Origin of the sequence: Bradyrhizobium sp., from assembly GCF_035484855.1 — a bacterium.
In the GTDB taxonomy this organism is placed as follows: domain Bacteria; phylum Pseudomonadota; class Alphaproteobacteria; order Rhizobiales; family Xanthobacteraceae; genus Bradyrhizobium.
Map to the genome: position 1 here is coordinate 1 of NZ_DATHOP010000241.1, position 2518 is coordinate 2518.

The 2518-nt window shown below is 62.1% G+C and carries 3 protein-coding genes; all 3 read right to left on the bottom strand.

Annotation, left to right across the window (positions count from 1 at the left end; genetic code table 11):
• Positions 1 to 246: 246 nt before the first annotated feature.
• Positions 247 to 945, bottom strand: coding sequence for an ABC transporter ATP-binding protein (locus VK804_RS27760; RefSeq protein ID WP_325376185.1), 699 nt, complete (start codon positions 943 to 945; stop codon positions 247 to 249).
• A 9-nt stretch (positions 946 to 954) separates the two neighbouring features.
• Positions 955 to 2235: a lipoprotein-releasing ABC transporter permease subunit gene (locus VK804_RS27765; RefSeq protein ID WP_325376187.1), complete on the bottom strand. Its 1281-nt coding sequence runs from the start codon at positions 2233 to 2235 to the stop codon at positions 955 to 957.
• A gap of 76 nt (positions 2236 to 2311) precedes the next feature.
• Positions 2312 to 2518 (bottom strand): His/Gly/Thr/Pro-type tRNA ligase C-terminal domain-containing protein (locus tag VK804_RS27770; protein WP_325376189.1); only part of this gene is annotated, 207 nt, incomplete at its 5' end.

The following is a 2518-nucleotide window of genomic DNA, read 5'->3' on the forward strand; positions in this document are numbered from 1 at the left end:
TGCGGACCATCGCCTCTCGACCTTTGGGCGTCAAAGGCGCATTCTTGTGGACGTTCATCTGGTCTCTCCCTGGAACATTGAAGCTTCGCAACCTCAGTTTCCTCGGTTCAGACCAGATGGACAACCTCCTGAAAGACCACAGCTAGAGCCTTTTTCCGTTTCGATGGAATCGAAACGGGGCTCTAGATTCTTGTTTTTGACGCGTTTTCTTTACGCGAACCGGTGACCACTTCGCTCGAAAACGCTCTAATCCAGCTCGACGATCTGACCGTTCACCAAGGACACCCTGCGGTCCATGCGGCCGGCGAGTTCCATGTTATGGGTCGCGATCAGCATCGCCACCTTGGTCGCCTTGACCAGTTGCATCAGCGCGCCGAACACGTGATTGGCGGTGTTCGGATCGAGATTGCCGGTCGGCTCGTCCGCCAGCAGCGCCCGCGGCGCGTTGGCGACCGCGCGCGCGATCGCCACCCGCTGCTGCTCGCCGCCCGACAGTTCCGACGGCCGGTGCTTGATGCGGTCGCCGAGGCCGAGATAGGCGAGGATCTCGGTGGCGCGCTTGACGGTCTCGCCGCGCTTCAGCCCGCGGATCATCTGCGGCAGCATGACGTTTTCGAGCGCGGTGAATTCCGGCAGCAGACGGTGGGATTGATAGACGAAACCGATATCAGAGCGGCGGATCAGCGTGCGCTCGATGTCGGACAGGCCGGAGGTCGCGGTGCCGCCGACATAGACCTCGCCGTCGTCGGGGCTCTCCAGAAGGCCCGCGATATGCAGCAGCGTCGATTTGCCCGCGCCCGAGGGCGCCACCAGCGCCACCGACTGTCCCTCCCACAGCGCGAGCTTGGCGCCGTTGAGGATGGTCAGCGTGGTTTCGCCCTGCACGTATTCGCGTTTGATCTCGTGGAGATAGATGACCGGTACATCTTCCGCCCCCTGCTCCATCTCAAGCCCTCACTCGTACCGGAGCGCATCGACGGGATCGAGGCGAGCGGCGCGCCACGACGGATAGAGCGTGGCAAGAAAGGACAGCGTCAGTGCCATGATCACGACCGCCGCGGTCTCGCCGAAATCGATCTCGGCCGGCAGCTTGGAGAGGAAGTAGAGTTCCGGCGAGAACAATTCGGTCGAGGTCAGCCAGGACAGGAATTGCCGGATCGATTCGATATTCAGGCAGATCAGCAGGCCGACGAACAGCCCGGTCAGCGTGCCTACCACCCCGATCGCGGCGCCCGTGATCAGGAACACCCGCATGATCGAGCCCTGGGAAGCACCCATGGTGCGCAGGATCGCGATGTCGCTGCCCTTGTCCTTCACCAGCATGATCAGGCCGGAGACGATGTTGAGCGCAGCTACCAGCACGATCATGGTCAGGATCAAAAACATCACATTGCGTTCGACCTGCAGCGCATTGAAGAAAGTCGAGTTGCGCTGCCGCCAGTCGACCAGGAACACCGGCCGCCCGGCGGCCTCGGTCACGGTCTTGCGAAAGCTGTCGATCTTGTCGGGATTGGTGGTGAACACCTCGATCGAGGTCACGTCGTTGTTGCGGTTGAAATAGGCCTGCGCCTCCTGCAGCGGCATGAACACGAAGGTCGTGTCGTAATCCGACATCCCGATCTCGAACACGGCCGCGATCTTGTAGGGTTTGACGCGCGGCGTGGTGCCCATCACCGTCACCGCGCCTTTCGGCGCCACCAGCGTGATGGTGTCGCCGGCATGCAGCGACAACAGGTCCGCGAGCCGCCGGCCGATGGCGACGCCCTGCCCGTCATCGAAGCCTTCGAGCGAGCCCTGCTTGATGTTCTTGGCGATCGAGGTGAGGTTGTTGAGATCGCCGGCGCGGATGCCGCGAACCAGCACGCCATAGGCATTGAACGGCGAGGATGCCAGCGCCTGGCCATCGACGACCGGCGCCGCCAGCCTGATGCCCGGGACCTGATTGATGCGGTCGGCGACGTCCTTCCAGTCGGTCAGCGGCGATTCCAGCGGCTGCACCAGCAGATGGCCGTTGAGGCCGAGAATCTTGTCCAGCAATTCCTTGCGGAAGCCGTTCATGACGGCCATCACGATGATCAGCGTGGCGACGCCGAGCATGATGCCGAGAAAGGAAAAGCCGGCGATGACGGATATAAAACCTTCCTTGCGACGCGCCCGCAAATAGCGTCCCGACAGCAGCCATTCGAATGGCGCAAAAGGTGCGGTGCGGACTGGTTCGCTCATGGTTTCATCCATAGGTCGATTTTCACACGATTCGGGCTAATTGTGGCCGTGATGACCGATATCCGGATGACCGCGGTGGATAATTCCACTAGCTCAGCCGCGCCACGACTTCGGCCGGGCTCAGATTCTCGCGCATTCCGTCGCCGCGCCGCTTGACCTCGAATTTGCCCTCAGCGAGGCCCTTGGGGCCGACCAGAATCTGCCAGGGAATCCCGATCAGGTCGGCGGCGGCGAACTTGGCGCCGGCGCGTTGGTCGGTGTCGTCGTACAACACATCGACCCCCTTGGCCGTAAG